This window comes from Aquamicrobium sp. NLF2-7, assembly GCF_022359935.1.
Taxonomy (GTDB): Bacteria; Pseudomonadota; Alphaproteobacteria; order Rhizobiales; family Rhizobiaceae; genus Mesorhizobium; species Mesorhizobium lusatiense.
Genome location: NZ_JAKSED010000001.1, coordinates 2,581,416 through 2,607,127, shown reverse-complemented (window position 1 = coordinate 2,607,127; position 25,712 = coordinate 2,581,416). Strand labels below are relative to the sequence as shown.

Annotated in this window: 32 protein-coding genes and 2 pseudogenes; 22 read left to right on the top strand and 12 right to left on the bottom strand. The window is 60.0% G+C overall.

The window, feature by feature from the left end:
* Positions 1-60: 60 nt before the first annotated feature.
* From MIC97_RS12835 to MIC97_RS12795, 9 genes are all read left to right on the top strand, one after another.
* Positions 61-243, top strand: coding sequence for a hypothetical protein (locus MIC97_RS12835; protein WP_239800348.1), 183 nt, complete (start codon positions 61-63; stop codon positions 241-243).
* 1 nt (position 244) lies between these two features.
* Positions 245-889: a hypothetical protein gene (locus tag MIC97_RS12830; RefSeq protein ID WP_239800347.1), complete on the top strand. Its 645-nt coding sequence runs from the start codon at positions 245-247 to the stop codon at positions 887-889.
* Positions 889-1,281 carry a hypothetical protein gene (locus tag MIC97_RS12825; protein WP_239800346.1) on the top strand — a complete coding sequence of 131 codons (393 nt, stop codon included), beginning with the start codon at positions 889-891 and terminating at the stop codon, positions 1,279-1,281. The genes MIC97_RS12830 and MIC97_RS12825 overlap by 1 nt, the downstream gene beginning before the upstream one ends.
* Positions 1,281-1,982 carry a hypothetical protein gene (locus tag MIC97_RS12820; protein WP_239800345.1) on the top strand — a complete coding sequence of 234 codons (702 nt, stop codon included), beginning with the start codon at positions 1,281-1,283 and terminating at the stop codon, positions 1,980-1,982. Before MIC97_RS12825 ends, MIC97_RS12820 begins: the two co-directional genes overlap by 1 nt.
* The gene (locus MIC97_RS12815; RefSeq protein ID WP_239800344.1) at positions 1,982-2,413 is read left to right on the top strand and encodes a hypothetical protein; all 432 of its coding nucleotides are present in this window, start codon (positions 1,982-1,984) and stop codon (positions 2,411-2,413) included. The genes MIC97_RS12820 and MIC97_RS12815 overlap by 1 nt, the downstream gene beginning before the upstream one ends.
* A gap of 43 nt (positions 2,414-2,456) precedes the next feature.
* On the top strand, positions 2,457-3,395 hold the full coding sequence (locus tag MIC97_RS12810) for a phage tail tube protein (RefSeq protein WP_239800343.1): 939 nt from the start codon (positions 2,457-2,459) through the stop codon (positions 3,393-3,395).
* A gap of 2 nt (positions 3,396-3,397) precedes the next feature.
* A complete protein-coding gene (locus MIC97_RS12805; RefSeq protein WP_239800342.1) occupies positions 3,398-3,703 on the top strand; it encodes a hypothetical protein in 306 nt (101 codons plus the stop codon).
* Between the two features lie 69 nt (positions 3,704-3,772).
* On the top strand, positions 3,773-4,234 hold the full coding sequence (locus MIC97_RS12800) for a hypothetical protein (RefSeq protein WP_239800341.1): 462 nt from the start codon (positions 3,773-3,775) through the stop codon (positions 4,232-4,234).
* A gap of 146 nt (positions 4,235-4,380) precedes the next feature.
* Positions 4,381-4,569: a hypothetical protein gene (locus tag MIC97_RS12795; protein WP_239800340.1), complete on the top strand. Its 189-nt coding sequence runs from the start codon at positions 4,381-4,383 to the stop codon at positions 4,567-4,569.
* Here MIC97_RS12795 and MIC97_RS12790 read toward each other — a convergent pair.
* On the bottom strand, positions 4,566-4,934 hold the full coding sequence (locus MIC97_RS12790; RefSeq protein ID WP_239800339.1) for a hypothetical protein: 369 nt from the start codon (positions 4,932-4,934) through the stop codon (positions 4,566-4,568). The genes MIC97_RS12795 and MIC97_RS12790 overlap by 4 nt on opposite strands.
* Positions 4,935-5,292: 358 nt before the next feature.
* Between MIC97_RS12790 and MIC97_RS12785 the strand changes: the two genes are divergently transcribed.
* Positions 5,293-7,203 carry a phage tail length tape measure family protein gene (locus MIC97_RS12785; protein ID WP_239800338.1) on the top strand — a complete coding sequence of 637 codons (1,911 nt, stop codon included), beginning with the start codon at positions 5,293-5,295 and terminating at the stop codon, positions 7,201-7,203.
* Positions 7,204-7,387: 184 nt separating this feature from the next.
* On the opposite strand, the gene MIC97_RS12780 is transcribed toward MIC97_RS12785, so the two are convergent.
* Positions 7,388-7,597 carry a hypothetical protein gene (locus MIC97_RS12780; protein ID WP_239800337.1) on the bottom strand — a complete coding sequence of 70 codons (210 nt, stop codon included), beginning with the start codon at positions 7,595-7,597 and terminating at the stop codon, positions 7,388-7,390.
* A 47-nt stretch (positions 7,598-7,644) separates the two neighbouring features.
* Between MIC97_RS12780 and MIC97_RS12775 the strand changes: the two genes are divergently transcribed.
* From MIC97_RS12775 to MIC97_RS12740, 8 genes are read left to right on the top strand one after another with little or no spacing between them, the layout of a single operon-like run.
* Positions 7,645-7,995: a hypothetical protein gene (locus tag MIC97_RS12775; RefSeq protein ID WP_239800336.1), complete on the top strand. Its 351-nt coding sequence runs from the start codon at positions 7,645-7,647 to the stop codon at positions 7,993-7,995.
* On the top strand, positions 7,992-8,501 hold the full coding sequence (locus MIC97_RS12770; RefSeq protein ID WP_239800335.1) for a DUF1833 family protein: 510 nt from the start codon (positions 7,992-7,994) through the stop codon (positions 8,499-8,501). The genes MIC97_RS12775 and MIC97_RS12770 overlap by 4 nt, the downstream gene beginning before the upstream one ends.
* A gap of 1 nt (position 8,502) precedes the next feature.
* The gene (locus MIC97_RS12765) at positions 8,503-8,901 is read left to right on the top strand and encodes an NlpC/P60 family protein (RefSeq protein ID WP_239800334.1); all 399 of its coding nucleotides are present in this window, start codon (positions 8,503-8,505) and stop codon (positions 8,899-8,901) included.
* Positions 8,898-9,278, top strand: a complete 381-nt coding sequence (locus MIC97_RS12760) for a hypothetical protein (RefSeq protein WP_239800333.1) — start codon at positions 8,898-8,900, stop codon at positions 9,276-9,278. The genes MIC97_RS12765 and MIC97_RS12760 overlap by 4 nt, the downstream gene beginning before the upstream one ends.
* Complete coding sequence (locus tag MIC97_RS12755) at positions 9,275-13,258, top strand: host specificity factor TipJ family phage tail protein (protein ID WP_239800332.1); 3,984 nt, start codon at positions 9,275-9,277, stop codon at positions 13,256-13,258. Before MIC97_RS12760 ends, MIC97_RS12755 begins: the two co-directional genes overlap by 4 nt.
* A 42-nt stretch (positions 13,259-13,300) precedes the next feature.
* Complete coding sequence (locus tag MIC97_RS12750) at positions 13,301-14,470, top strand: pyocin knob domain-containing protein (protein ID WP_239800331.1); 1,170 nt, start codon at positions 13,301-13,303, stop codon at positions 14,468-14,470.
* Complete coding sequence (locus MIC97_RS12745; protein WP_239800330.1) at positions 14,470-14,796, top strand: hypothetical protein; 327 nt, start codon at positions 14,470-14,472, stop codon at positions 14,794-14,796. The genes MIC97_RS12750 and MIC97_RS12745 overlap by 1 nt, the downstream gene beginning before the upstream one ends.
* Positions 14,783-15,178 (top strand): DUF4376 domain-containing protein, encoded by a 396-nt coding sequence (locus tag MIC97_RS12740; protein ID WP_239800329.1) that lies wholly within the window; start codon positions 14,783-14,785, stop codon positions 15,176-15,178. Before MIC97_RS12745 ends, MIC97_RS12740 begins: the two co-directional genes overlap by 14 nt.
* Before the next feature lie 28 nt (positions 15,179-15,206).
* Here MIC97_RS12740 and MIC97_RS12735 read toward each other — a convergent pair whose 3' ends face one another.
* From MIC97_RS12735 to MIC97_RS12725, 3 genes are all read right to left on the bottom strand, one after another.
* Positions 15,207-15,428 carry a hypothetical protein gene (locus tag MIC97_RS12735; RefSeq protein ID WP_239800328.1) on the bottom strand — a complete coding sequence of 74 codons (222 nt, stop codon included), beginning with the start codon at positions 15,426-15,428 and terminating at the stop codon, positions 15,207-15,209.
* A 108-nt stretch (positions 15,429-15,536) separates the two neighbouring features.
* On the bottom strand, positions 15,537-15,746 hold the full coding sequence (locus MIC97_RS12730; protein ID WP_239800327.1) for a cold-shock protein: 210 nt from the start codon (positions 15,744-15,746) through the stop codon (positions 15,537-15,539).
* Between the two features lie 376 nt (positions 15,747-16,122).
* Positions 16,123-16,299, bottom strand: coding sequence for a hypothetical protein (locus MIC97_RS12725; RefSeq protein WP_239800326.1), 177 nt, complete (start codon positions 16,297-16,299; stop codon positions 16,123-16,125).
* 180 nt (positions 16,300-16,479) lie between these two features.
* On the opposite strand from MIC97_RS12725, the gene MIC97_RS12720 reads away from it, so the two are divergent.
* The gene (locus tag MIC97_RS12720; RefSeq protein ID WP_239800325.1) at positions 16,480-17,265 is read left to right on the top strand and encodes a glycoside hydrolase family 108 protein; all 786 of its coding nucleotides are present in this window, start codon (positions 16,480-16,482) and stop codon (positions 17,263-17,265) included.
* A gap of 121 nt (positions 17,266-17,386) precedes the next feature.
* Here MIC97_RS12720 and MIC97_RS25100 read toward each other — a convergent pair whose 3' ends face one another.
* Together MIC97_RS25100 and MIC97_RS12715 are read right to left on the bottom strand one after the other, a co-directional pair.
* Positions 17,387-17,512: a hypothetical protein gene (locus MIC97_RS25100; protein WP_275592342.1), complete on the bottom strand. Its 126-nt coding sequence runs from the start codon at positions 17,510-17,512 to the stop codon at positions 17,387-17,389.
* Between the two features lie 241 nt (positions 17,513-17,753).
* Positions 17,754-17,936, bottom strand: a complete 183-nt coding sequence (locus MIC97_RS12715) for a hypothetical protein (protein WP_239800324.1) — start codon at positions 17,934-17,936, stop codon at positions 17,754-17,756.
* 205 nt (positions 17,937-18,141) lie between these two features.
* Between MIC97_RS12715 and MIC97_RS12710 the strand changes: the two genes are divergently transcribed.
* Entirely contained in the window at positions 18,142-18,588 is a 447-nt protein-coding gene (locus MIC97_RS12710; RefSeq protein ID WP_239800323.1) for a hypothetical protein, read from the top strand.
* A gap of 86 nt (positions 18,589-18,674) precedes the next feature.
* On the opposite strand, the pseudogene MIC97_RS12705 reads toward MIC97_RS12710, so the two are convergent.
* Positions 18,675-18,947: pseudogene (locus MIC97_RS12705) on the bottom strand (MucR family transcriptional regulator); the annotation flags it as partial.
* Between the two features lie 26 nt (positions 18,948-18,973).
* Between MIC97_RS12705 and MIC97_RS12700 the strand changes: the two are divergent.
* Together MIC97_RS12700 and MIC97_RS12695 are read left to right on the top strand one after the other, a co-directional pair.
* Positions 18,974-19,291, top strand: coding sequence for a hypothetical protein (locus tag MIC97_RS12700; protein ID WP_239800322.1), 318 nt, complete (start codon positions 18,974-18,976; stop codon positions 19,289-19,291).
* A complete protein-coding gene (locus tag MIC97_RS12695) occupies positions 19,282-20,016 on the top strand; it encodes an antitoxin Xre/MbcA/ParS toxin-binding domain-containing protein (RefSeq protein WP_239800321.1) in 735 nt (244 codons plus the stop codon). Before MIC97_RS12700 ends, MIC97_RS12695 begins: the two co-directional genes overlap by 10 nt.
* Positions 20,017-20,075: 59 nt before the next feature.
* Here MIC97_RS12695 and MIC97_RS12690 read toward each other — a convergent pair whose 3' ends face one another.
* The 4 genes and pseudogenes from MIC97_RS12690 to MIC97_RS12675 all read right to left on the bottom strand — a co-directional run bounded on the left by MIC97_RS12690 (position 20,076) and on the right by MIC97_RS12675 (position 25,704).
* Positions 20,076-21,200 (bottom strand): porin, encoded by a 1,125-nt coding sequence (locus MIC97_RS12690; RefSeq protein WP_239800320.1) that lies wholly within the window; start codon positions 21,198-21,200, stop codon positions 20,076-20,078.
* 536 nt (positions 21,201-21,736) lie between these two features.
* Positions 21,737-21,973: pseudogene (locus MIC97_RS12685) on the bottom strand (magnesium chelatase domain-containing protein); the annotation flags it as partial.
* Positions 21,974-22,244: 271 nt separating this feature from the next.
* Entirely contained in the window at positions 22,245-24,710 is a 2,466-nt protein-coding gene (hrpB, locus tag MIC97_RS12680; protein ID WP_239800319.1) for an ATP-dependent helicase HrpB, read from the bottom strand.
* A gap of 7 nt (positions 24,711-24,717) precedes the next feature.
* Positions 24,718-25,704 carry a Gfo/Idh/MocA family oxidoreductase gene (locus MIC97_RS12675; protein ID WP_239800318.1) on the bottom strand — a complete coding sequence of 329 codons (987 nt, stop codon included), beginning with the start codon at positions 25,702-25,704 and terminating at the stop codon, positions 24,718-24,720.
* Positions 25,705-25,712: the final 8 nt, after the last annotated feature.

Genomic DNA, 25,712 nt, shown 5'->3' with positions numbered 1-25,712 from the left:
TTCGGCTTTGCAAGGCGGGCCGCTCCGGTGGCCCGCTCTCAAAACCGAAGGAGACAACCCATGAAAATCAGGATGCTGACATCCTTTGCCGGCGCTGACTTCAGCCTGTCGGTGAATGAGGAAACCGAACGGTTTTCCGAGGCGGAAGCCGTGCGCATGATCGAGGCTGGATTTGCGGTTCCGGCTGAGCGCGGCAAGGGCGAACGCGCAGTGAAGGTGCCCGCTCCGGAAAAGCGCGGCTGACGTGTCTCATCTTGTTGTCACAACTCCCGCGTCCGACATCGGTCTGGCGCCAATCGAGGCACTGCGGGCCGCTGCTGGTTTATCGGTAGGCGACACCTCGCGTGATGCTGAGTTGACAGCCCTTGGGCGTCGTATCTCGGCTGAAATCGCAGATGCGTGCCGTATCGCAGTTGGCGAAGGTGGAGAGCCGACGCTGAGGAAGGAAACACTCACCGAGACGTTTTCCGGATGTGGTGATGAGGTTCTGATCCTGTCGCGCCGCCACAATGTGAAGATCGCGACGATCACCGAAAATGGAACGATCGTGTCAATTGACGATCGTGGCCTGCAATCCGAGGCAGGACTGCTGGAGCGCTGGGTGAATGGATACAGGTCACGGTGGATCGCCCGCGAAATCATCGTCGTCTATGATGCTGGATTTGACACGGTGCCGGCCTCGCTCGTTGGCGTGGTGACAGATCTGGCAAGAATTCGCCTGTCGCAGGCATCGGTCGATCCGCTGGTCAAATCTGTGCGTGTGGAAGTCGAGGATATCGATACCGTCCAGACCGACCGATGGGTCGGTTCGGTGCCGGGATCTGCATCCAGCGGCCTGCCAGATGACATGATGGCCCGGCTCGCTCGCTTCGTAAATCCGGTGGTGTGATGGCAGATCTTTCGGACAGCCCTTCCGGCATGATCGCAAGGCTTGATGCTTCGTTGGCGAAACGCGGTGAAGATTGCACCCTGCGCCGCAAGGATGGCAATCCGCCGACTGACAAGGATGTGACGGTTCGGGCCTCCGTACGCGGCCTTCGCGGCGACGAGATCGTCGGGACCGCCACGCAGGCCTTTTCGAAGGCGGTGATTTCCATGACGCAAATTCTCGCCGCAGGATGGCCCGCTGGTCATGTTGCTGTGCCCGGTGCTGTCGATCCTCGCATTCCGCGCCCGAACGACTTCCTGATCGTGAAGGGCAAGGTGCGGCAGATCATGTTCGCGGATCCGATTGCCATTAATGGTGTCGTGGTGCGCGTCAACCTGACGGTGGCTGGCTGATGGCTTCAGGCTTCGAGTTCTTCGAGCGCGACCTGCGCGTTGCGACCGTCGGAATGGAGCCCGACGAGATCGATCGGGCGGTCGCAGCATTCGCGCGTCAGGAGCTGCGCCGGGTCATTGCCGAAGGTGTCGCATCGCCGGATTATGAGCGCTACGTCAACGGCGTTCATGGAGCGCTGGAGGAAGCCTACCGGTCTCCGGGCCAGATTCTGTACGAATTCACGAATTGGGCGCTGATGATCCGTTTTGCGCTCGACGAACTGCAGAAGCGCTCGCCGCGGCGGTCGGGCAGGTTTGCTTCATCGTTCATCGTCATCAGCTCCGGGCGCATTGTCACCGATTATCGCGCGATCGCTGCCGGGGCCGAGGTCATCATCGCCAACTTCCAGCCCTACACCCGCAAGGCGGAAACTGGCCTCCTGAAAAAGCCGAAGCGCTATGTGTTCGACGGCACGAAACGGATGCTGAATTCGCGCTTCAACGGCGTGTTCCGGGCCGAAACCCGGTTTCTGAACATCGGATCGGGTGTCCATCCGGAAATTCCATACATCCTGAAGGGTAATGTCAGGATCCGTGCTGCCGCTCAGAACAACCTCTCCAGCGCGTTCCGAGAAGGGCGTGCAACGCTTGCCAGCCGCAAGGATACCGCGGCTGGCCAGCCGCTCACCTATCCCGCAATCGTCATCAACAGCGCCACCTGATGTCCAGTCCTTCTGCATTTTCCGCCTTCAAGGGCGTTCTCGACAGTTACGCTGCCGGCACCGGTGCGCTTCCTGTCCGATATGAAAATGATTTCGTGCAGGACCTGCTCGACGAGAACACGCCTGCATGGGTGTACGTCGAGATCTACGGCGACAGCTACAATCAGGACACCATGGGCGCTCCCGGTGCCAATGTCTGGGAGGAAACCGGGGCGGTCTATCTGCATGTGATGGTGCCGAGCGGCACCGGATCGGCCGCGGCGCGCGTCCACGCAAACACGCTGCTCAACCTTTTCCGGGAAAAGCCGGTGAGCAACATCTTCATGCCTGAAATGTCGATCGGCGCCGGTGATCCGGGCCGGGATTTTCCCAATTACTTCGCGATCACGGCCACCATCGCGTGGACGCGGCGCGACATCACCTCGGCCTGAACGCGGCACTGCCGTCCATTCCACAAACTGAAGGAGAAGCGCCATGAGCTTTGCTGATGGTTCACAGGTACGGCTTGCCGATGTGTCGGAAGCCACAATCGGCACGATCCCTGCAACGCCTGCATTCCAGATCATGCGCTATCGCACCGCCAGTGTGCGCCTGTCGAAGCAGGTCGATATCTCTGATGAGGTTCGCGCCGATCGCAACGTGCCCGGCATCACCGATGTCGGCCGCAATGTCAGCGGATCGATCGAAACCCGGTTTTCGTACGGTACCTATGACAGGTGGCTTGAGCGTGTGCTGTGCTCCGAGTTCACGGGCGGGGTGCTGAAAAACGGCGTCACCCACAAGGCCGGCACCCTCGAAATGACCTACGAGCAGGGTGCGACCGACAGCTATGTCCGCTATCGCGGTTGCCGCTGGAACACGCTCGACCTCAACCTGCGCTCGCGTCAGCCTGTGCAGGCGACGTGGGGCATCATGGGCATCGGCAGTCCGACGCCGACCACGGCGATCATTACCGGCGCGACCTATGCGGCTGCGACCACCACCGAAGACTTCAACGCCGGCCTCAATGTGGCGAACCTTTCGATCCAGTCGGCGGCCATGGTCTCGTCGCCCAAGGTTCAGGCGCTGTCGCTGCGCATCAACAACAACATCTATCAGGTCGATGTCGTCGGCCAGTATGATGCCTATGGCCACGGTCTCGGCCGGTTCGAAGTGACTGGCAACATGACCGTACTGTTCGAGGATCTGTCGGCCTACACCGCGATCCTGAACCACGAAGATGTGACCATCGGTTTCGACATGGTCGATCCGGCCGGTAACAAATATGCCTTCGCCATTCCTAAGGTGAAATTCAACGATGGCGGCCCGGCCGCTCCGGGCAACGGCCAGCCTGTCGTTCTGGAGGTGCCGTTCCAGGCATTCTTCGATCCGACCAGCGCGGCCTCCATGTCCATCACGAAAACGGATGGCTGATCATGGCAAAGCGCAGCAAATCCGCCCGGCCGGAAGATGCCGGTCCCGAATCCATCCTGCCGCTGACCGATTTCCGGGGCGATCCGTGGGGCACCGGCAATGAAAAAGCCGTCGCCTTCCGGGCAGGCATCCTGTCATCGCCGGTTCCGTCCGAGTTCGCGCGGCGCATGCGCGATGAGGGCAAGGCGGAGAAATCCGGAATTGCGGGGATCGCAGATGGTCTGAACCGATCTGCGATCCTTGGCGATGTTGATGGACCGGACGCCCTGCTTGCCGCCGACACAGCATCTGATCAGTCGCAGGACTGATATCTGCGAAGATCGGCCGGGGCGCTTGTCGGGGCGCTCCGGCCACCAATCCCGACAAAGGAAATCCCCATGACGATCAAGCTCGGCAGCCTTGCGGCTGACCTGACCAAAGAACGTGAAGGCGAATGGATCGAGCCGAAGGAATGGCCCGGCCTCAATCCGGATAAGCCGCTGGACATGATGCAACTGCCCGGCGTGTCATTCCATGTCCGCTCTACGAACTATCCGCCCTATGTCACCGCGCGCCAGACCGCGCTCGAAGACATGAAGAAGGACTATCCCGACGACAAGGTTCCGCCCGAGGTTGCTGCTCGCATTGAGGGTCAGCTTGCCGTCGAACACCTGCTGCTGGGCTGGAAGGGCTTCGATATCGAGTATTCGCCCGGGGCCGTGAAAACGATCCTTGCCGCCGAAGAGCACCGCGTGCTGCGCACGATGATCTACTGGTGCGCCGGCCGTGTCGGCAAACGTCAGGTCGAGTTCGTGACGGATGCCACAAAAAACTCCGAAGCGCCTTCCGCTGGCAAATAAGCAGGAAGGCGCCAGAGCACGAAGAGTGGATCGAAGAACTCATCAGGGCCTATCCGGGCGAGAAGTGGCTGGAGCGGGCGGTTGAAAAGCCGCCTGCCGGAGCCGAGCCGGAAGCATGGCACGCCTTTTACCTGCGGGCGTGGCAGGTGCTTCGCTTCGATCGCCAGTATGGCGCATTCGGCGGGGAAACGCCGATCAGCTTCATGGCGCTGGACGGATATGCCCGCCGCTACGGCATCGAGGGCGAGGCGTTCGAGCGTTTCCTAGCATTCCTGACAGCGCTGGATGATGAGTGGCTGGAGTACACAGCAGCGAAATCAAAGATATCCATCTAGAATAAACTGAGCGCCCCAACCGCTTGGCATCTAGTAATAACTCTTGCGATCTCATTTTCGTCGCTGCCAAGTCGTTCAACTTTAAAGGGTGCGTTATCGTTCGCAAGAACGCCGACAAACGGAGAGGATCCTGCGTATCCTCCGAATGAATTTCGGGCGTTCACCGTTCCGCATACATAGATCGCACCGTCCGGGGTCATGGCCGCCGTGAAATCACCGAACCTTGCACTTTCTGGGTCCTTCAAAATCGCAGCGATGCCCTCTTTTACTCTCTCGGCTATTGCTGGCGATACAGGGATGCGGTCGTAAGCCCAACTTGCTGAACAGGTAACTGCAAATACTGCAGCGAGAATCATCGTTCGCATAACGCCCCTCCTGACACGGCAAGCAGTCTAGATCCTTCGTTGGAGAAATCCATTGGTCACACAGATTTCATCGCTGATTGTGCAGCCTGCCGTCGACGCATCAAAATATACCGCTGGTGCTCAGGACAAGGTTGCCGCCGACAAGGCCATGGCGGCATCTTCGCGCGAAGCAGGTTCGGCTGTCGTCGACACGTCGGCAAAGATCAGCACCAGTGGAGATGTGCTGGCACGGCTCTCACGTCAGTACGTCGAGGGATATGCATCGCAGCAGCGTTTCGAGCAGGGATTGCGGCAGCTCAATCGCGGGCTGGAAAGCGGCAAGATCAGCGCGGAAGGTGCTGAGCGCATCCTTGTTGGCATGAACCAGCGTCTCGGCCTGACCGCCAATGCGGCCGATCTCGCCGCCAAGGGGCAAATGTCGCTTGCTGCGGCCGTCGAGCGCGCCAACATTCAGATCGCCCGTCAGGCGAACGATCTGGTCGCTGCCGAGGCCGCCAGCCGTCGAATGCAGGCCGCGAATTCCAACACGATTTCGGCCGAGGCAAAGCGGGCTGCCGGCTTCAACGCTGGTCAGCAGTTGCAGGACATCGCCATGATGTCACTGATCGGTCAGGATCCGCGAACGCTGGCCCTCCAGCAGGGGCCGCAGCTTGCAACCGCCATTCAGCAGGGCGGCGGCCTGGCGGCGCTGGGTGCTGGTCTGGCATCCGTATTCAGCATGACAACCTTGCTGACGGTCGGGTTTACGGCTGCAACTGCTGCGACCATCCAGTGGGCCATGAAAGGCAAGGATGGAGCGAAGTCGCTTGATGATGCCCTGAAGGCTCACTCTGAATCCCTGCGGCTGCTTAAAGACCAGTACGGCGAACTTGGTGAGGCTGCGAAAACGGCAGGCAATGCTGGCGGCTTGGCCTTCACCGGCGCGACGAGCCGGGATGCTCAAACATTGATACAGGCTCAGATCCGCGAAAAAAGCGGGCCCTTTCTCGATACTCTGGGCGGCACCGGGTGGGTTAAGGGCTTTTTTGGAAATGGTGGCGGCATCGAAGCGCTGCGCAATCTGTCGGGTGATCAGAGGCAGTTCGCGGCACCCATGGCTGCTCTTATCGAGAGTGCGAAGAGCGGGAAAACCGATCTCGCGGCCTTCAATGAAGAAGTTGAGCGACTTTTTGAGCGGGCTTTGGGTAAAACCGACAATCCTGCCCGGCTGCGCGCGACGGCTGATGCTGTGCAATTGCTTGGTGCCAATGCATTCGAGGTGGGCGGGAAATTTGCTCCGTTCGCGGATGCGATCAACCGGCTGAGGGTTGAAGCGGCGGATGGGAAGCCAAACCTGTCAGCTTTCAACATCGAAATCGAACGTCTCGGCCAGCAGAAAGGCCTTCGCAAACTTGCAGATGAGGCGATCCTCGCCGGCAAGGAAATCGTCTCGCTCGCTGATAAGGCAAAGGCGCTGGAAGAAATACTGCGTCGCATCGATCGGGAGGAAACCCGCCCGGGCCTTGCCGACCGCCGCGCGCTGGGCGCCTATGTCAATCGACGCGCTGCTGATCTTGGCACTCTGAACGAACAGTTCGCGGCCGAGCAACAAATGGCCCGCGCACGCAGCAACGCCGAACGGCTCGCTGCCATAGAGGCGCAAGTGCGTGCCCGGGCGCGTGAGGATGGCGACTCCGGCGGCGGTTTGCAGGCTCGCGTCGACCGCGCCCTTGCCGAAGAGCGAACCCGACAGGAAGTCGAGGCGCGTGATGCTGCCATCCAGCGTGCCCAGTCGATAGAGCGCACGCTTCAGCAGCAGCGCATTGAACTCGACCTGATCGGCAAAACCGGTGGCGAGCAGGCTAAGCTTCGGTTCGAGTTCGAACGCATGCAGGAGCTGCGCGAGCAGGCGGCGCGCACCGGCGCTCCGATCGACCAGAAGGAGGTTGCCCTCATTCGCGCCGCTGCGGCCGAGATGGCCCGTTATGCGGATGCGCTGGCGATGGCCAAGCTCGGAAACGATTTGCAGTTCGAGCGGGATCAGTTGGCGCGCACTCCGCTCGATCAGCAGGTTGCCAGCCAGTTGCGTGGGATCGGTCAGGCCGTTGATCTGGATAGCGAGGCTGCACGCGAGATCCGTATCAATGCGATCCTCAAGCAGCGTGTGGGTATCTGGAACGAAATTCGTGACACCGGCATGGACGCGATCGACCAACTGGTGAGCAGCGCCAGCCGGGGCTTTGACGATATCGGTGAGCCGTTAATCCATCCAATCAGGGTGGCGCTGTGAGAGTTGTCGTCAACAATTACGGCGAGCCCGCAGAAGCCAGTGTCCATCAGAGCACTGACGCCGATGGTAATACCATGATCGAAGTGATGATGGAGAGGAAGATTGACGACCGTGTCCTAAGGTCGAGTTCGCCGGTACATCGGCAGCTTAAATCTATGGGACTGCAAACGCCGGTAACGCGGCGTTAGCTGGATCCGGCCGGTTTCGGCGATTTTAGCAGGATTGTGACGGGTTCGCTGCCAGCTGTGATGGTCATTATGCCGTTGATACCGACTTCCGCGACAATTTCCGTCTCGTCTGACGTTCTGATGACGTACTCGACAGGGTCAATATTCTGATTTCGCAGAACTATTTTATCACCCTTGGAGAGGTGGTGCTGCATCTTCTGGTTCATCAATACAGCCTGCGACAACCAGTTATTGAAAGCAAGGAAAAGCTTTGATGATTTCATGGCCGGCGACACTACCGCAGCGCTCGCTGCGTGATGGGTATCAGTCGGGCTTTGGCGACGGACGCGCTCGAACCGAGACGGATTCCGGCATTGCCAAGGTGCGGCGAAGGTTTTCTGCCGTTCCGAGGCCGCTGACATTCTCCATGCACATGAATGCCGCTCAGTTGGTCATCTTCAAGACGTTCATGACGACCGACACCGCTGGCGGCGTCATGCCCTTCACCTTCCCGGCGCAGGACGAGCCGGGAACATGGATTGTCCAGTTCGGCCGCGACATGCCCCGATGGGTGCCGCGCGGTATCGACTGGGTTGTAAGCTTTGATCTGGTGATTTTGCCATGAGAACCGTTTCCGAGAAATTCCGTCATGCGATGTTCGACCAGCAGACGGACGAACTGCCCGTGCTGCTGCTTACGATCGCTCACCCTGATCTGGGCAGCATATGGCGCTTGTCTTCCGACAATGCCGATCTGCTGGACGCAGAGGAGCAACTGCGCGGCACGATCAGCCGGGGACAGAACTACTATTTCTTCCCGATGGATGTGAGCCTGCCCGAGGATGGGGAGGATGCATCCAACGTCATCCAGATCACGCTGGACAACGTCACGCGGGAAATCACGCCGCTGCTCAAATCGACGGTGACGCCGGCGTCGGTGACGATCGAGATCGTGCTCGCCAGCGCACCGGATGAGGTCGAGATCGAGTTTCCGGATTTCGAACTGGCATCCGCTGATGTGGATGCCGGCTCGGTGGTGCTGTCGCTGACCGTCGATACGATGGCATCGGAGCCGTTCCCGGCTGACAATTTCACACCCTCATCCTTCGGCGGGCTCTGGGCTTCCACCTGACATGATCGATCTCAATCACTATGTCGGCCTGCCTTGGCGGGATCGCGGGCGCATGCGCGATGGCTGCGACTGCTGGGGGCTCCTGCGCCTTGTCTATGCCGGGGAGCTGGGCATTGGCCTGCCTGACCATTCGAATGGCTACGCCGACACGTCAGATCGGCCTGCCGTTGCCGGATTGATCGAGGCGGGGCTCGCAGACTGGATGCCCGTCGCTGCGGGGCGTGAGCGTCCACTCGATGCGATCCTGATCCGTCAGGCGCCGTGGCATGTCGGCATTATCGTCCGCAGGGGCCTGATGCTCCACATGCCCGAAAACCAATCGAGTTGCATCGAGCCATATGACACCGGCCGCTGGTCGCGTCGGGTCGAGGGCATTTATCGTCACAGGAGCGCAGCATGACCAAGCGAGCCAGTGTGAGCTTTCACCTGAACACCGATCTCTTCGAGGAGATGCTCAAGCGGCTATCAATGGCGCTTGATGCGGGACTTCCCGGTGATATTGCCGAGCAGTTTGTGAGCGCGGTGTATGCGGGAGCGGATATCGTCACTGTTCAGGTCGATGATGCCGTCGCAATTCGGACAGGGCATGTCTTCCTCGTCGCTCAGCCTACCGATCTCCTCACGGAATTCATGGCCGCAGTGCGCGCATATGATGCCGATCCGTCCCGTGTCCTCAAAACTCTTAGCCATCTCCAAGCCTCCGTCCCCGATGGAGATGATGAGGCTACTACGAAATGGCAGCCTTTCAAGCGAGGCGCTGAGTGGGGGCAGCCATGAACGCACTTGTCCGCGCGCCTGCCTCTGGCGAGATCCTTGGCCCGGCTGATGTGATCACCGTCACGGCTGCCGTGCATCCGCTGAAGCCGCATGCGGAGATCCTGATCCTGCCGGCGGGCCTGTCGCTGGCGGAAATCGTCGACGAGGTCTCCAGGCGCTGCCATGTCTCGCGGCTTGCACGCGGTGCGGATGTCTCCGTGTCGGGCCATGTGATCGATCAGGTCTTGTGGCCGAGGGTGCGGGTCAAATCCGGCGCCCATGTCACAGTGCGTGCGCGTGCTGGAAAAGCCATCGGCGGCATTCTGAAATCTGTACTCATGATCGCCTTGTCGGTGGCGGCGTCGTTCATCGTCGGTCCGGCCGGGCTGGGCATTGCCGCTGCTATCGGTGGCACTGCGGGGCAGGTTGTTGCCTCGCTCGCAGCCGGCGCCATCATGATGGCCGGTGGGTTTGCGCTCAACGCGCTGTTTCCGCCGACCCAGACCCGCTCGGAAAGCAATAACCCGTCCTATTCGATTTCGGCCGGAAGAAACGGTGCATCGAAATGGGGACCGATCCCGGTTGTGCTGGGCAAGGTACGCGCGCTGCCGAAGTATGCGGCGCTGCCTTACACGGAATTCGAGGGCGACGATCAGTATCTGCGGCTGCTGTTTGTCTGGGGCTATGGCCCTATAAACATCGAGGATATCCGCATCGGGGATACCTCCATCGCTGAGTTTGAAGGCGTCGAGATCGAGACGTTCGAAGGATATGGCAACGATCCGCAGCAGACCATCTATCCCTCCGAGGTGGTGCAGGACGATCTGTCGATCGATCCCGCGTACAATGTGCCGGTAACGCGCACATCGGCCGAAAACGCCGACGAGATCGTGCTGGATTTCGTGGCGCCGGCCGGTTTGTGTCATGTCAGCAAGAAGGGCAAGCGGCAGAGCAAGGTTGTCGACTTCAAGGTCGAGATGAGCCCGGCCGGCGCGAATGCCTGGGTCAACAAAGGCAATGTGCAGCTTCAGGGCGCTACGAACGATCCGGTTCGCCGCTCTTTCCGCTATGTCGTGTCAAAAGGCCGATACGACATCAGGATCACCCGCCTGACGGGCGATGAGAACACGACGACCGATTTTTCCGAAGTCACCTGGACCGCGATCAAAAGCTTCCGGGTTGGGGATCCGCCGATCTCCTTTGGCAAGCCCCTCGCCATCACGGCGTTGCGCATCAAGGCCTCGAAGCAACTCAACGGGGTGGTCGACACGCTGAATGCGCTGGTGACGTCTGTCGGCAAAAGCTGGAACGGGACATCATGGGTTGAGGCGCAGGAGACGCGCAATCCGGGCGACCTGATGCGGCTGGTGCTTCAGGGGCCGGCCAACGCGCGGGCAGTTCCCGATAGCCGCCTCGATCTGTCCGGGCTAGCCGCCTTTGCCGACCATTGCAGGGCGAAGGGCTATACCTTCGACATGTATCGCGACTTTACCGCGTCGGTGCGCGATACGCTGCGCGACATCGCGGCGGCAGGTCGGGGCGTCCCGACCTTCCGCGACGGGAAATGGTCGGTCACATGGGAGGACGCATCCGCCCCTGTCGTCCAGCATTTTACACCCCGCAACAGTCGGGATTTCCGCTGGAGCCAGACCTACAGGACCTTGCCTCAGGGCCTGCGGTGCAAGTTCGTCAATGCCGAGAAGGATTATATCGAGGACGAACTCCTGTGCTTTGCCGATGGCTACAACAAGGATAACGCCAAGCTCTATGAGCAGGCTGAGTTTCCGGGCGTCACGTCGGGTGAACTCGTCTACAAACACGGGCTCTACCGTCATGCCGACGCAAAAGAGCGCCCGGCTGTTTACACCTTCAGTGTCGATTTCGAGCATCTGGTTGCGCAGCGCGGCGATCGCGTGGCAATGGCCTACGATGTGGTGCGACAGGGAATTGCATCAGGTCGCATTCAGGCTGTGGCCGGCCAGCAGCTAACGCTTGATGAGCCGGCCATCATGGAGTCCGGCAAGCTCTACGGCATTCGCATTCGCCGCAGGGACGGCACATCGATCGTAAGGCAGGTGACGACCAATCCGGGCACCCGGACTGTCATCACCATAACCGGCACGCCGCCTGAAGCCGGAGATCTGTACACCTTCGGCATTCGCGATCAGGAAACCGGCATCTATCGCATCCTGCGCATTCGCCCCGGCAGCGATCTGTCGGCCGAGGTGGATCTCGTCGATGATGGGCCGAACGTCCAGACAGGCGACAGTGCTACCGACATTCCGTCCGGATCCGTGACGCCGCCGGCACCGGTGTCCAGTCTCACACCCTTCGGGTTGCGGGCAGAAAGCTTTGTGCAGGCCGGAGAGGTTGGCCGCACATATGTCGTGCGCCTGTATTGGCAGCCGGTTCTGGGGCCTGACTATACCTCCTTTGAAGTCAGCGGAACGAGCGATCCGGGCATCGTCCGCAAAGTTGTGGCAGGCGATCAGCAAGTTGCCGAATTCGACAACATCCAGTCGGGGCTGTGGAGCTTTACCGTCAGGGGGTTGATGTCAGACGGCGGCTATACGCTGCCGTCTGCTCCGCTCGTCGTGCCGGTCGAGGTGCCATATGACGATGTCGGCATAGAGCCCGTCGATCTCGACCGCCTTGAGCAGGACGTTAAGGGCTATTTGGATTGGGCTGGCTCCGGCATTCGCGAGATCGAACGCCGCCTTGAGGAATACGACCTCTGGATGGCCGATCAGGATTTCGGCAATGCCTATGACCGCCAGAAAATCCGCCAACAACTGACCGCGACATTCGACACGGCAAGGGCGGAGTGGACCTATGAGGTAAATGTCCTCGCTGCGGCAGATGCGGCGCTGTCCCAGCGCATTGAAACGCTGAAAGCAGACGTAGGAAACAACTCCGCTGCGATTACGGCGGAGGCGGTGGCCAGAGCGGGTGCAGATGCCGCTTTGGCATCAGATATATCCAGCCTTGGAGCCACGGTTGGTAACAACTCGGCTGCTATCCAGTCTGAGGCAACCGCACGCACCAATGCCGACAGCGCGCTTGCAGCGGACATAACAACACTCGACGCCAAGGTGTTTGACCCAGATACGGGCCTGCCATCTGTAGCGAGCGCAGTGGACGCGCTCTCGACTTATGCGGGGCCGGATGGCGTGCTGGCGGACGCGATTACTTCGCTTTCGGCGTCGAGTGTGCCCGGCGACATCGCCAAAGCAAACATGCGCATGGGTGTGATGTCTGGCCCGAGCGGTTATTCTCGGATCGCCTTCGAGACGCGATATGACGGGACCGGAGGCTATCGTGGCGCAGCCTTCGGTGCGGATACTCCTGCCGACCCGGGGCAGAAAACACGGTTCTGGATGCGGGCGGATCAGACCGTTGTCATGGATAGCGCCGGCAACGTGTCGGCAATGTTCGATGGCGGGTCTGCGTATTTCAACAATGCAAGAATCCGAAACCTGACGGCCGATCACATCAAGGCCAACTCACTGGATGCCGCGGCAGTGCTCCAGGATGGCACGCTTATAACAGACTTGATTGCAATCGACGCTCTGTCTGATCAGACCACGGCTGGTCCGTACACTGGCCAAATCCCCAGTACGGAGGCAACCATTCTCACGGTTCCGGTCGTCCGGACTTTTGCCGACAAGCCCGTGCATCTGTATCTCCGATTTATTGCGGATGTGAATGCCCGATCTGTTTCAGCCCCCGGTGCTGGTCCGATAACGCCATTTGTCAAGGTTAGTCGCAACGACGGTAAAATAGTGTACTATGAGGAATTGATTGCCTCCAAAGTACAGGGGGAGTCAGGATCAGTTTACACAGATGCAAAGTTTCGGGACTATGGTACGTGCATTGCTGATGTAGACGCGCCATTGGGCGCATTGACATACCGCATCTCTGTAGGTGGAGGTATTACAACTGGCGCTTGGTACAACCAGATAAGCGAAGCGTCGATCACCGCCCAAGCATGGAAGCGCTGATCCTCTCCCCACTAAGGTTACAAGTCACCCAAGGAAAATCTAATGGCATTGCTTGCTGATTACACGGCGGGCGCCGTCTCGGTGTCCGCTAATGGCACCGTTTTGACTGGTGTCGGGACCGCCTGGAAAACCGCCGGGTTTAAAGATGGTGACTGGTTTATCGCCAACGGCTGGGTGAACGTTGTCGCATCCGTTGCGAGCAACACCTCGTTGACGCTGGCTCAGCCGTGGCGTGGTGGGGCGTTGTCGGGTGCAGCGTACCGCCTGCGCTACATGTCGGACGGCAGCCGGGCCAGCGCACAGGCACGTCAGCTTATTGACCTGCTTGGAGGGTCCGGCAACCTCGAAGCTCTGGCGGGGTTGGATGGCGCCGCTGATCGGTTGCCTTATTTTACGGGCGTGGGGACTGCGGACCTAACTCCGCTGACCCCATATGCCCGCACCCTGCTCGATGATGCGGATACCGCGGCCGCTCAGAATACACTTGGCATATCAGGTGCCGGGCGCAGCGAGGCATTGCGAGGTGTGTTCGTGCCGCCATCTCCGTGGCCGACTGAGGACCTTACACCAGCAGCGGTGTTCGCGCAGGTTGGTGGACAAGGATATTATCAGATATCCCGTGACAAAGCCGGAGCGCCCGCTCAGACCCCGCCGGGATGGCCTCAGACATATGGGGCGATATGGGGCTTCATCAGCAGCGGGAATGGGTACACTTACAGTTGGCAGAAATTCACCGGTTGGAGTGGCAACCGCGAGTGGGTGCGCAAGGCTATTAATGCGACGACGTGGGGGCCGTGGTCTGAGGTCTACCATCAGGGCAGCGTGATCGGTGCCGTATCGCAGGTGAGTGGTGTTCCGGGTGGTGCTCTCTCGTCCGGCTGGCAGTCCAATTCCAATGGACTCTACAAAAGAGACTTTGACGGGACACAGATCTGCATAAAACTACAAGAGTTTTCCGTCGGAGTTAACTCCGCTGTGGGCGGCGAATTTGCCAGCATCGAAATCAACAGCGGCAGTTGGTCAGCGGCCTTTGTCGCCAAACCAGCGGTATCGGTATGGGCTGAGGCGGCCGATGGTGTTGGCAATTTCGGGGTGAGATCGGGCGTTGCTGCATCAGCCACACTCTGCCCGCGCTATCGCATAACCAGCCCGATCACAGTGGCGTCGAAAGCTTTCTCCAACACGATAATGGCTATTGGCAGGTGGTTCTGATGCGTATTTCATTATCCCCTCAGCGACGCGACGACGCGCTCACAGTCTCTCGCCATGGCGATATCCTGACCATCAACGGCGATACCGTCGATCTGTCAGGCATCCCGGATGGCGCCACCTTGCCGGCCGGCGCGATCGACAATGACTGGATCGTCGGCCCGGTCGAGCGGATCGAAGGCGTGCTGCATGTCACGCTGCTCCTGCCACATGGCGATTTCCCGTCGCCGGCAGTGGCCTTTCCGACTCCAATCACCCTCACCGGCAATGGCCCCGTGGCCTTGCCACACGATCCCGCACCGCAGGAGGCCGACCATGGCAACGATTGATCTGTCGCAGCTCATCACGGCCGAGACCAAGGCTGAGGCTGCGCGCTCTGCGACGCATGCCGCCATCAACGCCGAACGTCAGCGCCGGATCGAGACTGGCAAGGTCATCGACGGCGTCTATGTCACCGGCCGGGATGAGGATGCCCGCAACCTGACCAATCTGGCGCTGGCTGCCCAGATGCGCATTGCCGGCGGCGACACGTCGACAATCACCGTCTATCGCGATGGCAACAATGTCGATCACGAGCTGACACCGCCGCAGGTGCTGTCGCTATGGCAGCAGTCCGCCGATTATGTCTCGGCGCTGTATGCGGCCAGCTGGATAGTCAAAGCCATGGAGCCGCTGCCGGAAGATGTGACTGTGGATGGCCTGTGGCAGTAAACAATAGATTGCACAGGCCAACCTCTGTCTATTTTACTCTGCGTACCGTTGCCCGCATCTTTTTCATCGGAGCTACAGGCATCTGAGCGTCGCGTGCCAAACGGGATGCTCTCAGGCGCTCCGTCTTGCTGTCTCGTTTTGCGATTTCCGCATTCATTATTGCGCGGACGTTTTTAGTGATTTCGTCAGCCTTGGCCTCCTGCTTGTTGGGCTTGGGCTGAAACACGGCGTTGATCAAAGATTGGTTCATTGTCAGTCTCCCTAAAAACGAAAAAGGCCGGGAAATCCCGACCTTCTCCTAAGCGCCTCAAAGGCCAGTGCCAGTACATCCGTGGTCAAAGACCTGAAGCGCAATTCGTTAAGCGGCCTGAAGATTGGTGGCCGACATTTTGCCCGACTTTCTGTCGCGCTCAAGCTCGAAGGAAACCTTCTGGCCCTCAACCAACTCGCGCATTCCAGCGCGTTCAACTGCAGAGATGTGGACGAATGCGTCAGCATCGCCGTTGTCAGGCTGGATGAAGCCGAAGCCCTTGGTGGAATTGAACCACTTAACTGTTCCATTGTTCATAGCGATTTCCTTTCAAATCGACATAGAAGATCGCCGTCTGTCGGAATGACAAACGCCGTAAAATACGAATTTGAAGGGGAATATCGTGAGAGCGCCGAAGCGCGAAAACAAAGTTCTACAGCAAGTTCGATGGATGCTTACTATAGAGCAATTGCGGCTAACGCAAGGCTGTAAATATTTTAGGGGATTTTGTCTGGCGGCTTGGGAAGAATCCGGACCAAGTCATCATTCCCACCAGAAGCATAATTGCAGTGCCAGAGGCCCTGTATTGACGGTGCGATTCGCACGATCTGGCGCACCGTCTAGTTCCCTGCCGTATAGCGCGCCAGCCCTGCGGCTAATGGAGAAAAGCCGCAGGCGACCATATGAAAAGTTATCAGGAACGCAATGCTGTTCTGTCCGGCAATGGTTTGCTGACCCATGTCTGCATGATCATGGCGACAGTCTCGGATGAGAGCTTCAGTGTATAGCGATAGGTGGAGGCGTCGTAGATGCCTTCAGCATCGATCGTCAGCCATATTCCATCAATGTCATGCGTGATGGCTGTTGGCATCAGCGGCGAATTTCGGATCAGCTTTCTTCTTCCGGGCCTTTTGGCAGGCTCTACGTACATTTCCATGACTTGCCCCCGTAAAGATTGAAGCCCGCACAATAGCGCCGGCACCGCGGGGCCGTCCAATACCTCTTTTGGCTGATGCCAGAGAGGCCCACCTCCACAACGAAAGGAACTGACATGGACCGCAACTTTGAGCGGGCGCTTTCGCTCGTCCTGAGTCACGAAGGCGGATGGAGCGACCATAAGGACGATCCCGGTGGAGCGACCATGAAAGGCGTCACGCTGGCGAACTTCCGCCGCTATGTGAAGCCCAGCGCCACCAAAGACGATCTGCGCAGGATCACCGACGAGCAGGTCGCCACGATCTACAAGCGCCACTATTGGGACGCTGTGCGCGGTTCTGACCTGCCGGGGGGGATTGATTACGCCGTCTTTGACTTCGCGGTGAATTCGGGGCCTGACCGCGCAATCAAGTACCTTCAGGCGGTCGTCGGAGCCAAGCAGGATGGCCGGATCGGCCCTGATACGCTGGCAAAAACCCGCAGCATGATGCGTGCTACAATCATCAACAGCCTGTGCGACAAGCGCATGGCCTTCCTGAAGCGCCTCAAGACTTGGCCTACCTTCGGAAAGGGTTGGACCTCGCGCGTCTCTGGGGTGCGTTCCGAGGCCCTGAAGATGGCCGTTCAGCCCGACACGCCGCCACCGGTGGTGAAGGAGGTCGAAAAGGAAGTAGTCCCTGAGCGCGTCGAAACCAAGGTGAAAGAGAAATCCGACCTCTGGACCAAGCTCACCGGCGGTGGCGGTATAGCGGCCCTCGGCCTTGGCGGCATCTTCGGCATGGACTGGCAGGCGATTGTCGCCGGCGGCGTGGTCCTTCTGGTCATCATTCTGGTGCTTCTTCTCCTTCGCAGCCAGATCGTCGCTGCAGTTCGTCAGATCAAATCCGAGGTGTCGGGATGATGTCCTTCATCCTTTCACCCCTCGGCCGCCTGCTGCTCGGCCTTGTGTTTGTCGCCGGCCTTCTCGCTGCCGCGTGGTTCGATGGGTACGCATCGGGCCTGACGGGCTTTTCTGCGCCAACTCACTCTACCGTCACGGAAGCCGTAGGACTGGGATCGACTTCTGCTAGGGGAATGGCAACAACCACAAGCGCGCCAATGACGGCGACCGTGAAGGCGACTATCATGACGTGGATTGCGGTTTTCATGTTGCTTTGCTCCCACGAAGATGTTCCGCGCAAGCCATGACAGGCTCAAAGGCTGAAGCCGGGCGGGATAGACACTCGTCTGCCAATTCGTTGGCCAGCAGAGGAAACCGGGAAAATTCTGCTGTTTGCCATACCGCCGAGCCCGGTTGACGCGGCTTCAGCGTAAAACCAACGAGCGCTTTGGCGCAGGGTTCCCAAGAAATGCGGACAGTTTCAGCAGATTCGGTCCCTGCAAGGTCATCTATAGGTGGTTCGGATCGTTCTCTTGCACGATGTGGCGAGCGTCTCGTTCCAGAATGGCACCTAAAATATCTGCGACCTGTTTCAGCAGCGCCTGTGTCTCGTTGGTGTCAAGCTTTTCTACATGATCTGCCGCATCCATGACCTTCAGAAGAAGTTCGACGCCTCGTTGATGAAGCTGCATGTTCCCCTCCTATTGCTGGCCGATTTTATCGCGTTCAGCGCTTTAGAAAAGAGTGGGGAACCTTCTTGAACCGTGATCGTTAACAGGGTTCATTACGAGAGATATTGCCATCCTGCCCGCTGTCGAACGATCCCCTCGGCAGCGGGCTTTTTTTGCACTGGCATGGCCCATATGCTTATAGGGAGCTGGTCCCGGAGGGTTACACATGCCGATTTTCCAATCCGAGTGTTACGTCGTCGTCACTCCCGATAGTGATGCCAGGCACATCACACGGTTCAAAGACGAAAACGGAACGATCATTGAAGTCTCGGTGATCGCCTCTGATGTCACGTTGGAAAATCATGAAGTCATTAGCCGAGCTGCTTCCCTTATGAACCGAGCGGCATCTCCATACGTCTCGCGTCCGATTTTCTCTTTCGCTTACCCAGATGGTAAGGGCGGAGAGCTTGCCCTTGTGCAGAGTGAATTTCCAACCCCAGAAGCAGCCCGCGCTGAAGCCCTGCGCTCAGCGAAGGACCTCTACGACGAGGCTGTCGAGGCTGGGCAGCAGCCGTCAGGATGGGCGGTCAAGGTGCGCGATAATGACGGCAAACAAATCTGCGAGATATCGTTCGATGACGTGAAGGGAATGGCGGTTGCCTCCCCGTTATGAGCGCCTGTGGTGGCTCTCTACTTGGTCAGCGCGCTCATCTGCGGGAGCCGGATGGGTCGCGCTCTGCAAATAGCCGAGCTTGATACTCAAACCTTTCGCTGACGAGCTCTTGGCTTCGCCGTTTGTTCCTTAGCTCTCCCCAGACCCAATTCCTTCGCAAGGCGGGAGCGGGTTGCGGAATAGCCGGGAGCAACCATCGGATAATCGGCCGGCAAACTCCACTGTGCGCGATTCTCTTCCGGCGTCATGCCATGGTGCGTTGAAAGGTGCCGCTTGAGCGTTTTGAACTTTTTGCCGTCATCATGTGAGATGATGTAATCATGGTGGACCGATTTTTTTTTGGGGTTCACCGCAGGGATGAGGGAGGCGTGGGAGGCTCGTGCACGTGAAAAATATAGGTCCAAAAAACGAGCAGTTTCATAGTGGCCTTGATCAAGTGTTTGAACGCCTGAAAGACCTCATGGGTTCTGACCGCTCAGTGGCTTCCGCTGTCGAGCTTATAGCGATTGGCCAACGGCTGGAGAAAGACGGAAAGTTCGACGTCGGCGCCGCGGCAGAAATAGCCGACATATTAATGCGCAATCGTGATCCAAATGCTGCATTGGAATTTCTGGATCGTGTAGGCAATTATGGTCCGAAGACCCTGCTCCATCGAGCCGTGATAGGTGAGATCACCCGTCGAGCACGGGTAGGGTGCAGCTGAAGCTCTGCGCCACAGCAACAATGCAGGGGATCGCAACCTTGGCCACCAGAAGAAAGCTGTCTCGTGATATCCGCAGATCCCGCCTTGAGAAGAGGGAAGAACTTGAATCCAAGGTGGCAAGCTTAATCACAGAGCTGCTAAAAGCTCATGATCCAACACTACAAGCGCCGGGGATCAAAACAGCTTCGCACTTGGCTGCGGTAATTGCCGCCCAAATCGCCGTCCAGCCACAGTCAGTTCTGCGCTCTATGAACTCGCTGGAAGACTATCTAACGGAAATGGCCACTGATTTCGTGGTTGCTGTTGTTGACGCAGCGAAGAGCAATCGCGCTTATGGGATTAAGCGCTTCCATGCGGCAGCTCCGACTAAATCCGATGGTGTCCCGCTACCTGACGACTGGGCCGGACCAGTAGCGGGCTCAACACTTATTGAGCGACATTTTGGCATAAGCCGATCCACTCTGCATCGGTGGCACAAGCGGGGTGAGTGCGTCGCACTAAATGCCAAGACCAGCAAAAAGGCTGTGTTTCCGCTAAAGCAATTTCTCGATGGTAGACCGGTGGACGGCCTTGCAGAGGTAATCATCGCTTTCGGCAATCAAAGAAATGCCTGGCAATGGCTGGTTACTCCACATGAGGATTTGGACGGCCGGCTGCCTATCGATCTACTGATTGAAGGTGAACGCGATCTTGTGACAAATTTGGCGCGCCGTTCCCAAACATAACAAAGAAAAAGCCCGGCAGTTGCCTGCCGGGCTCTTTTGTTCAGACGGTAGAACCGATCTTAGAACGAGCGCTGGAAGCGGAGGTAACCACCCCAACCGTCCTGCTTGCCGCCGATCTTGTCGCCATTGATGTCACGTGCATAGCCAGACTCATAGACAACTTCCGGACGGATGTTGAAGCCGGGAACCAACGCGTAGTTGACACCAACGGCAGCACCGAAGTTCTCGTAGTCGTCATAGGCGAGCTGAACGTCGAGAGCAGCCTTTTCGCTGAACTGGTACTTGCCGCCACCCCAGACAGCCCAGTCACCTTCCCAGGTGCCGTAGTAATTGCTGCGGCCGATAACCCAAGCGCGATCATAGTCGTAGTCCTGAAGACCAGCCATGACCCAGAGGCTCAGAGCTTCATTGACGTTGAAATCAACGCGCAGCTTGCCAGCAACTTCACCGTAGTTGGAGTCGTAGCCGATGACGCCCGAGACCTTGCCCCAGCCCTGCGTGAACGAGGCGCCAGCCACGACATGCGGAACGTAGGAGTCGATCGTGAACGCTTCACCCGATCCTTCTTCCACGCCGATCGTGGCGGAGAAGCCGTTGCCACCGTCGAAGGTGTAGGCGATCAGATGGGTCTTGCCCGGCGTGTAGTTGACGCCAATGCCGTCGTTGATGACCGAGCCGGCCGAATCGGTCAGCGTCTCCATCAGCGAGTCGGTGTAGGCGATGGTCAGGCCACCGAGCTGGATGATCGCATGCTCAAGAGCCCAAGCCGACCCAGTGTCGGAGTAACCAACGGTGTTCTCAAAGGAATCGCGCTGGTAGTAAGTGGCGATGTAACCGCGCAGGGTACCGTATTCGGTCTCCGAACGGGCGTCGAAGGTGAGCTGAGCGCGCATGCGCTTGAAGTAGGTGTCGTTCCTATCGGCGATGCCGGCAAGGGCGTCCTTCTTGTCCCAGCTTTCGATGCCCAAAACGTCGCCCACGCCGATGTCGTAGCGCAGGTAGCCGCCGATCTTCAGGCAGGTCTCGGTGCCGGGGATGTAGAAGTAGCCAGCGCCGTACACGTCGCAGATGCGGACGTATTCAGCGGGTTCCGGCTCGGCCACGACGATAGCGTCGGCAGCACGGGCGCCGGAGACTGCGACGAGTGCCGCAGCGGAGCCGAGAAGCAGGCTCTTGATGTTCATATGTCTCTCCAGTCCAAAACTGAATTGTTTCCTAGTTGCCCGAAGGCAGATGGGTGAAAAGATCGTGCGAGTCGCCCCTCTTTCCGAAGCGATTGATTTCCCACTGAGACGATTCATTCAAGTCGAATTCGCCCCAAGATGGCTTCGCGCACTGTCATTCAGACGGGCGTGTTGCAATTTTGACACGATTGTGGCGGCGCCATTAATAATCCAGTAAGGATTTGCCATGCCACTCAGGCTAGACCAGCAATGACAGATATGCTTATTAGGATGCCTCGATCTCCAGTCGAGAGGAGGCCTTGCCGTGGGTGCCCTGCTCCCCGGTGAGGCTTCTGCTTTTTTGACAGCGAAATAATAGCCAACCATCCAAACACCGGGCAAAGGTACTGACTGGCAAGGGCGTGCGCACAGATGGACCGATACCCCCCCCCCCCGCAGAACCTGATTTCACTTTCTCAAGTTCATGGTGAGCAGGCGGTGAGTTATTATCTTTTCGTCGAGCTATCCAGTTGATTTTATTCAGATAATTCATCTTAGTGGCTGCCTTCCTTGGGCAGATCGGCAGGCGCCAGATTGACCGTCACGCGTTTGGCGGGCATCGACAGGCCGGAGGCATGAAGGGCGGCCTGCACACGCTCGCGGCTTTCCGCGACCGCCTTGTCGGGCAGGCCGACGATGGACATGCCCACCTTTCCCGGCGCCACCATGATCTGCACGTCGACGGGCACCGCCTCGATGCCCTGAAAGGCCACCGTTCGCACGCGTGAAACCATGCTATACCTCCCCTGTGCGTCCCCGGATCGCGCCCCGCGACGCCAAAACCCGACCTCGCCCGTCAGGCCGGACCTTCCCCTTGGTCAGGCACACAGGAAAGCACGATTTCTCAAAGCGCGCAAGAACAATACAGGAACAAATACCAGTTCCGGATGCACTCAGGTTGCAGACAATTGCAAAAGCGGAACAGACGTTCCTGCTGCCCCTGCGTCAGAATTTTCTCGATTCCCCTTGGGAAGCGCTCCGACCCGGGCGGCCGGCCAAAACCTTTCAGGTTCCGCGAGGCTTCGCCCTGCTGGTGGCCTGTGCCTGAAGCGGGTTCTCCGGCCAGACATGCTTGGGATAACGCCCGCGCATGTCGGAGCGCACATCGGCCCATGAGCCGCGCCAGAAGCCCGGCAGATCACGCGTGGTCTGGATCGGCCGGTGCGCCGGGGAGAGCAGTTCCAGCGTAAGCGGCACAGTGCCGCCGGCAATGGCCGGGTGGGTGGCGAGACCGAACAGTTCCTGTACGCGGATGGCCAGCACCGGCTGCTCGCCATCATAGCGGACCGGCACGTGGCTGCCCGATGGCGCATCGAAATGGGTGGGCGCCAGCACATCGATGCGCCGCTGAAGATCGTGCGGCACCAGCGCGGTGAGGCCGGCGATGAGCGCGCCGCCGCTGATGGAGGCGAGCGAGGCCGAGCCGGTGAGAAAGGGCAGCAGCCAATCCTCAAGCCGGGCGGTCAGCGCCTCGTCGCTCATATCCGGCCAAGGATCGCCAAGACCCTTGTGGAGCCATGACAGGCGCTGGCGCAGCGCCATTGCCTCCTTGCCCCATGGCAGGATGGAGACACCGTGCGCACGCACAGCATCGAGAACGGCTTCATTCGCCGCGTCGCCGGTCGGGGCGGGCAGCATGCGCTCGGCAAGCACGATGGAGCCCAGACGGCTCTGCTCACGCACCCGCACGCTGCGGCGCTCCAGATCGAACAGCGTGTCGCGGCGGCTTTCGATGGCATGGCCGAGAAGCGCGCGGATGTCGTCCTCGCCTACGGCGGCCGCGGCCGTGATGCGCGCATTCTGCGCCTTGCCCTGCAGATCCGCGACGACGAGAAAGGGTTCCGCAGCCAGCGGATCGGCCGCATCGAGCATCGCGCCCGAACCGTTGGCGAGCACGAAGCGCCCGCGCTCGCCGCGCGCCTTGGCGACGCGATCCGGCCATGCGTGCAGCAGCAGTGTGCCGGGCGAGGATGGGGCGTCGCTGTTCACGCCTCTGCCGGCGCTGCGCGTCAGCCGCTGCGCCAATTGCCGCGCCGCATTGGCGCGGGGGGATTTCTCGCCGGCAAAGCGCATCAGCCGCCGTTCCAGATCCACGCTGTCGCCGCCCAATCCGCGTTCGGTCAGGAGCACGGCGAGAAGGGCCGCGCCCCGCTCATGTCCACTTCGGGCAGCCTCGGCCACCATATGGGCAAGCCGCACCGGCAGAGCGAGGCGCCGCATCGCCTGCCCGGTTCCGGTCAGGCGGCCATCCGCATCGATGGCGTCCAGCGTGCGCAAAAGATTGCGCGCCTCATTGAGCGCCGGGCCGGGCGGAGGATCGAGGAAGGCAAGGCTTGCGGGATCGACAACGCCGAAGGCCGCGCAGTCCAGCAACAAGCCGGAGAGGTCGGCGGCGAGGATTTCGGGCGGCGTGAAGGCGGGCAGCGCCGCCGTCTGCTCGGCCCGCCACAGCCGGATCGCCCGGCCGGGCTCCGTGCGCCCGGCACGCCCGGCGCGTTGATCGGCCGAGGCGCGCGATACGCGCACCGTCTCCAGCCGGGTGAGGCCGCTGGCCGGCTCATAGGCGGGCAGGCGCGCCAGTCCGCTGTCGATGACGACGCGCACCCCGTCTATGGTGATCGAGGTTTCGGCGATGGCAGTGGCCAGCACCACCTTGCGGCGGCCGGCGGGAGGCGGGCGGATGGCGGCATCCTGCACCTTCGCGTCCATCATGCCGTAAAGCCGCACAATGTCGGTGTCGGCCGCGACGCGCCCCTCCAGCCGTTCGGCGGTGCGCTCGATCTCGCGCTGGCCAGGCAGGAAGGCAAGCACGCTGCCCGCCTCTTCCGACAGGGCCGCGCGGATGGCGGCGGCCATGGCATCCTCGACCGGCGTGCCGGCGGGGCGTTCCCGATAGCGGATGTCAACGGGAAAGGCGCGGCCCTCGCTCTCGATCACCGGGGCACCGTCCAGCAGCTTGGCCACGCGTACGCCATCCAGCGTCGCCGACATCACCAGCAGGCGCAGATCGGGACGCAGCGCGCCCTGTACGTCGAGCGCCAGCGCGAGGCCGAAGTCGCCGTCCAGCGAGCGTTCGTGGAACTCGTCGAAGATGACGGCCTTTATGCCGGGCAGTTCGGGATCGTCGAGGATCATGCGCGCCAGCACGCCCTCGGTGACAACAAGGATGCGGGTTCGCTCCGACACGCGCTTTTCCATGCGCATGGCATAGCCGACCGTCGCGCCCGGCTCCTCGCCCAGAAGTGCGGCCATGCGCCGCGCAGCAGCGCGGGCGGCCAGCCGCCGTGGTTCCAGGAGCACGATGGTGCCACCCTCACGCCAGCCGGCATCTAGCAGGCTCAGCGGCACCAGCGTCGTCTTGCCCGCGCCTGGCGGTGCAACCAGCACCGCCTTGTTGCCCCGCTCCAGCGCCGTGCGCAGATCGGCCAGAACGACGGTAACCGGAAGCTCCGGCAGCGAAACCTTGCTCATCGGGGGATCAGACCGGCTCCCAGCCGTCATGTTCGCCGGCACGGAAGATGGCGTCGATGACCTTCTGGTTCAGAACCGATTCCTCCAGCGTGAAGATGCGGTCTGTCCCTCCGCGAGCAGCCCGCACGAACGCCTCGACCTGAAGGCGATATTGCTGCGCGCCGGGGAAGCGGAACAGCTGCGCCGCATCGTGGTTCTGGTTGTGCAGCGTCACCACATGATCGTCATAGAGCCCGGCATTGAAGGGCGAAGCGATCTCGATGAAACCCCTGTCGCCATGGAAAACCATGATCTGGCGCGCGGCCATCTGCGTCGACAGATAAAAGGACAGCTCGAAGCTGCCGAAATCGGCGCGCACCGAGGAATAGATATCGGTGCCGAATGTCCGGTCACGCTCGATGCTGGCCTGCACGCGCTGCGGCTCGCTGCCGGTCGCAAAGCGCGTCGTCACCGTAGGGTAGACGCCGATGTCGGGCAGCGCGCCGCCGCCGAGATCGGGCTGGTTGCGCATGTTGTGCGGATCAACGTTGAAATAGGAAAAAGCACCCTGCACATGGCGCAGCCGGCCGATGGCCCCTTCCGCGATCAGTTCCCGCACCTTGATCCATTGCGGATGGTGAACGACCATGAAAGCTTCGCTGACCAGCACATTGTGACGGTCGCGCAGCCCAATCAGCGGGGTGATATCTTCCGCCTTCAGCGCCAGCGGCTTTTCCACCAGCACATGCTTGCCGGCCCCGATGGCCTTTGCCGTCCACTCGACATGCTGCGAGGTCGGCAGGGGAATGTAGACGCCGTCCACATCCGGGAAGGCCAGCAGTTCCTCATAGGAGCCGAAGGCATGGGGTGCGTTCCACTGGTCGGCCAGTTGCCGGGCACGGGCCGCATCGCGGCTGGCGATGGCCGCCACCACGCCATTGTCGGAACCGGCGATGGCCGGCAGCAATTGCTCGCGCGCGATCTTCGCCGTTGAAAGGACGCCCCAGCGGAACATGGTCCTGC